The 5,097-nt window shown below is 52.7% G+C and carries 6 protein-coding genes; all 6 read right to left on the bottom strand.

Translation table 11 applies throughout. From position 1 onward, the window contains the following. A partial coding sequence (locus tag QJ48_RS24930) for a Flp1 family type IVb pilin (RefSeq protein WP_054976125.1) occupies positions 1-214 on the bottom strand: 214 nt, incomplete at its 3' end. 46 nt (positions 215-260) lie between these two features. Next, positions 261-1,124: a type II secretion system F family protein gene (locus QJ48_RS24925; protein ID WP_054976126.1), complete on the bottom strand. Its 864-nt coding sequence runs from the start codon at positions 1,122-1,124 to the stop codon at positions 261-263. Positions 1,125-1,136: 12 nt separating this feature from the next. After that, positions 1,137-1,964 (bottom strand): type II secretion system F family protein, encoded by an 828-nt coding sequence (locus tag QJ48_RS24920; protein WP_054976124.1) that lies wholly within the window; start codon positions 1,962-1,964, stop codon positions 1,137-1,139. Positions 1,965-1,999: 35 nt separating this feature from the next. After that, positions 2,000-3,220: a CpaF family protein gene (locus QJ48_RS24915; RefSeq protein ID WP_054976123.1), complete on the bottom strand. Its 1,221-nt coding sequence runs from the start codon at positions 3,218-3,220 to the stop codon at positions 2,000-2,002. Beyond that, positions 3,217-4,329 carry an AAA family ATPase gene (locus QJ48_RS24910; protein WP_054976122.1) on the bottom strand — a complete coding sequence of 371 codons (1,113 nt, stop codon included), beginning with the start codon at positions 4,327-4,329 and terminating at the stop codon, positions 3,217-3,219. Before QJ48_RS24910 ends, QJ48_RS24915 begins: the two co-directional genes overlap by 4 nt. 303 nt (positions 4,330-4,632) lie before the next feature. Further along, a partial coding sequence (locus QJ48_RS24905) for a class I SAM-dependent methyltransferase (protein WP_054976121.1) occupies positions 4,633-5,097 on the bottom strand: 465 nt, incomplete at its 5' end.

Genomic DNA, 5,097 nt, shown 5'->3' with positions numbered 1-5,097 from the left:
GTGTGCCTAACTTGCTATCGTCGATATTTACATTTTTTGAGTCCTTTATTTCTTTACTGGCATCGTTAAATAAGCTTTCCATCCACTTCGTGATCCACTTTCGGAAAGCAATCGCAATAATGAGAAGAACCGCAATGATTAACAAAATCTCAAGCGTACCAAGCCCGTCTTCTTCTTTCCAAAACCGATGCCATGCCGTCTTCAAAGCTTCCATTCCTTTTTTCCTCCTCTATTGTCGCAAGACTATATCTGTTGCACGATTAGTTCATCATCATTAAAGCAGGGGCCGCTACCATAACCATGACGACGAAAAATATCATGACCATCGGAAACACTAGCTTAGACGCCGCCTCTTCACCGAGCGTTTTGGCAAGCGCCTTGCGCTTCTCCCACAGGTTGACGGACAGTTCCCTCAAGGCCATTACCAGTTCGTCGCCGCCCCGCTTATAATTCAACAGCAGCGTTGTCGTAAACAGCGAAACCTCCTGCATTGCGCACCGCTTGCTGAAGTCCTCCATCGCTTTGGAAAAGGACACGTTCACCTTAAGGGCGTGAACGGTTTCTTTCAATTCGGCCATTAACGGACTGCCGACAGCCTCTTTTCCATTCGTAATCCGTACCAGGGCCTGCGGTACCGTTTCGCCTGCGCCAACCAGCAGCATCAACTGGTTCAATACTTCCGGAAGCTCAATTAAGATGGACTGTTTCTTCCGTTTAAGCTCCCCGGCTGCTTGTTTGTACATCAAAAACGGAACAAAAATCGTCAACGGCAGGCCATAAATCAGCATCTCGGCTTCTCCGGCAGCCAAACCAGCCATAGTGCTCAAAATAATCAGGCCGTAAGCAATAATAAGCGTCTTGGCTGCAAACCATTTCGTTTCCGAGATCGCCGGTTTCGCTCCGTATAGTCCTATCATGACGCGATGCACCTTGCCGAGCGGCTCGGATAATCGGTCGGCAAGCTTCATCCGGTCCATAAACCATAAGCTTGCAGGAGCTAGCCAATAGAATGCATCCGAACGCGAAAGACCTCGATCGTCACGAACCCATGAAGCATACTTTGGAAATCCTGCCCAAGCCGCACCCGCAACGGCGAACAGCTCCAACAGCAATAGCGCGAGCATCCACAAATCGCTTCACACCTTTATGTTCATAATTTTTTGCGCCAAGGCAAAGCAGCCGAACAATACCCCGAGAGCGCCGGTCATGATGAGCAGGCCGCCGCCTTGATACAACGGTTCCATATAATCCGGCGTCATCCAAGCGAGTGCTGCAATGAGAATGACGGGTGCCACCGTGAGCACTTTGGATTCGAATTTCTTTTGGGCCAATGCCACCTGGATGTCCTGTTCGATATCCAATTTTTCCTGAATAATGACGGCCGTTCGCCGAACGACCTGAACCAGACTGCCGCCCGTCCGCTTGCATATAACGAACACGTCCGCGAACTGGCCGATCTCGTCGATATGGGCCCGACGACTGAAGTCAAGCAGGCATGCTTCCACCGTTTCACCGTTTTGCAGCCGCCAGGTGATCAGTTCAAGCTCGCGCACAATCATCGCTCCGGCATCGGGATACAGCAGCCGCAAGTCGTCGAGCGCCTCGGTAAAGGATGATTCGATCGAGCGGCCGGCTCCCATAGAAGAGGCCAGCGAAGCGAGCATCTGTTTGAACTGCTGTTTAAGCTGCGCCTTCCTTTTGGTAATGATGGCCTTGCGCCGCATGACGGGATAATAAAACCCGGTTAAGGCAAACAGCCCGGCAATCAACGGATTTTTGTAAAATACCATAGCAATCCCCGCCATAACGGCTGCGCCGCAAAAGACAGCAGAGACCTTTTGTCCCCATGTCAGTTGGTATTCGTTATAATCCGGAAGCTTTGCTTTGGAAGCCGCAGGCGCCGGCTTCGTGCCGAAAGATAACCCCGCAAAGGCGCGCAAACGGCCGAAAGCCGATTTGATCATTTCTGATATCCTCCCCCTTTCATACCATCTACCTGTTAGATCAAGCCTGCCATCTCCAGTTTCCATGTCCCTGCCAGTTCATTTCCGGTAGGTTCAAGCTGGCCGATGACTTCGCCTTCCGGCGTCTCTCCCGTCTCCACGAACCGGTAAAGCGGATTGAGCTTCACCTCCCCTTCGTCGACCCCGATAACTTCGGTAATTTCCGTCACCCGCCTGGAACGGTCGCGAAGACGGGTCAAGTGGAGCATGACGTCGATCGCCGATGCGATTTGTTTACGCACGACTTCGACCGGCAGGCTGGCCCCGCTTAATACCATGGTTTCCAAACGACTCAGCATATCCTGAACCGAGTTCGCATGCCCCGTCGATAACGACCCGTCATGACCAGTATTCATCGCCTGCAGCATATCCAAAGCTTCCGCACCCCGGACCTCCCCAACAATGATGCGGTTCGGCCGCATCCGCAGCGATGAACGAATCAAGTCGCGAATCGTAATCCCGCCTTTTCCTTCCGTATTGGCATTGCGGGTTTCGAGGCTGACGAGGTTCGGTACGCCGCGAATTTGCAGTTCAGCCGAATCTTCGATCGTGATGACGCGTTCGTCCGGCGGAATATATTGTCCCAGCGCATTGAGAAATGTCGTTTTCCCCGAGCCTGTTCCCCCTCCGATAAACAAATTGTATTTTGCCTTGACGAAACGAATAAGCTGCTCCGCCGCTTCGCGCGAGAGCGCATGACGTGCAATCAGATCGTCCAGCGTCATCGGCTTTTCCGGAAATTTCCGGATCGTCATCGCCGGACCTTTCAACGCAATCGGCGGGAGGACGACATTGACGCGGGAACCGTCCGCAAGCCGGGCGTCGACAATCGGAGTCGACTCGTTAACGATCCGGTTGACCCGTCCGACGATCGCCTGAATCGTATCTTCCAGCTTCTCCCTGCTTTCGAAACGGATATCCGTCTCCAGCACGCGGCCGTCTTTTTCAACGAAGATCTGATCATGGGAATTGATCATAATTTCAGAAATCGTCCGATCGTCGACGAGCGGTTGGAGCACGTCCAAACCGCGGAACGAATGAAATACCTCTTGCACCAACGTATGCTTTTGTCCCGCGGTCAAAAACGATTCCCTGGAGTAAGCAAACACGATTTGCTCAATCTGCTCCATGAGCTGCTCATCCGACAAGGCGTTTCCATAATCCAAGCTGTCCTGTACACGCTGTTTGATCAGCCGCTTTATGGTGACGTTCGTCATCGGTAGCGCGATCCCTCCCCACCGGCTCGAACCAAACCGGCAGCGGCTAAGGCAAAGGCTGGGGACATCATGTCCTCCACTCGCCCAACGCCTTTCCATTCGGGGACATAAGGCAGTTCGCTGCGATGTGTAAATCCATACGTTTCAAACCGATTGACCGTCTGTCCGGCATTTTTGTTATTTACGAATCGCACATTATGCAGCCAATCTGTCGCTCGTTCCCCGGCAGTCCAGCTTCGGAGCAGTTCGGCGTTTTTGCTCAAATGTACGCAGTCGTCCAGCAGCAGCCACAAAACGAGGTCGGCCCCTCGAATCGCCTCCCTTGTCACAGCATGCGGCGCCGAGTCCAAATCGATTACGATACGGTCGTACATCCTCGTGGCTTCGATCCCTTGCAAAATGTGCTTCAGATCGGACGCCTCCATCTCCGCCAGTTCTTTCAGGTGCATCGACGGAGGAATGTAATCGAACTTGCAGTCGGGATGTTTCCTTTTGAGCCCTTCCAACTTGGAAGAAATAAGCGCTGGGGCCGTCTTGGCATAGTATAAAAGCTGGGAAAACGATTCCGTTTCCTCCGCTCCTTCCTGGACATACCAAACCCGGGACGGGAGCAGTTCTAGTCCCAAACAGAAGACGCGTTCTCCCTGCTGGGCAAGCTGGTACGCCAAGTGAATGGCCGTTACCGTTTTGCCCGTTCCGCCGACGGCCGAATAAACGGCGACCGTCTTCGCTCCCCGGTTCCCCCGCAGCGGCTCACCTGCGCAAAATTCGTTGTAATGTGCGGTAATGCCCGATAACAGTCTGTCCAGCGGCTGGTATTTGAACATAACCGGATATTCGAGCAGTCCACCCTCTCTTGCCGAATCGCTGATCACAACCGTACACCCCGGCTTAAGCCCGAATACGGCGTCAGGCAGCGGCGTAAGCGATTCGTGAACCATAATAATCAGCGGTTCTTTATTTTGTTCTACAAACCGGACTCCTTCGTCCATTGACGTAAACACGCGTATACTGAACCGCTCCGCATATTCGGACGAGCGAACATAGGCGGACAGCATCTCGCCAAAATAAGCATCCTCGTCCAACAGCACCAGCATAATTTTAGCCATCGACGGCCCCCTCCTTCATAATTTGCGCGTCCAGCTTATTCACATGGTATCTCCTTTTACCTCGATACTTCTTCCCTACGGTTCATAGTTCACATACTCTCCAGTTCCCCCTTAGAAACACAAAAAAAGCACACACTGACAGGAAATTCATTCCTAGGTCAGCGGTGCTTCCGCTTTTGTAAATATGCAATTAACCGTATTATAGCATAAAAAATGGGAAGCGCAAGAGTCCGGGGCAAAAATTACGTTTCCGCTTTGCCTGCCACCTGTTTAAACTTCCGCATCGCGCTGTTGTATGGCCGTTTAACGAAGCTCCGGCTTAGTTGCGGCAAGTACCCAGACAACCTTCGGCTTGTCATAGCGGTCCATGGTTTGCTCCTGTAAGAACGAGACTTGCCATTCCTGAAACAGCCGTTCCAGCTGCGGACGGTCGAAAAAACGCTTGCGCTTCCCGTCCAACTCGTAATAATTCGGCTCGATCAGCCTTCCTTGTCCGGCACCGTATTCGAAGTCCCTCGTCGAATTGACCCGGCACCAAAGCTGCCCGCCTGGCTGAAGCACCCGGGAAATGTCTGCGACGATTCTCCCGGTATCGCTCCACGAGAAGTAATGGAGACTTAAATCCGCCACCACAACCCGCGCCGAACCGTCCGGGAAAGGCAGCGGCTGAAGCAAATCAAGCCGCTCCGTTTTAACCTGCGGCACGAGCTCTTGTACCCGCATTAGCGCTTCGGTCGAACGGTCGCACGCGATGACGGAGTAACCTTT

The organism is Paenibacillus sp. A3 (genome assembly GCF_001399685.1).
GTDB lineage: Bacteria > Bacillota > Bacilli > Paenibacillales > NBRC-103111 > Paenibacillus_G.
Note: the sequence above shows the minus strand (reverse complement) of the source record. Positions and strands in the feature narration are given on the sequence as shown.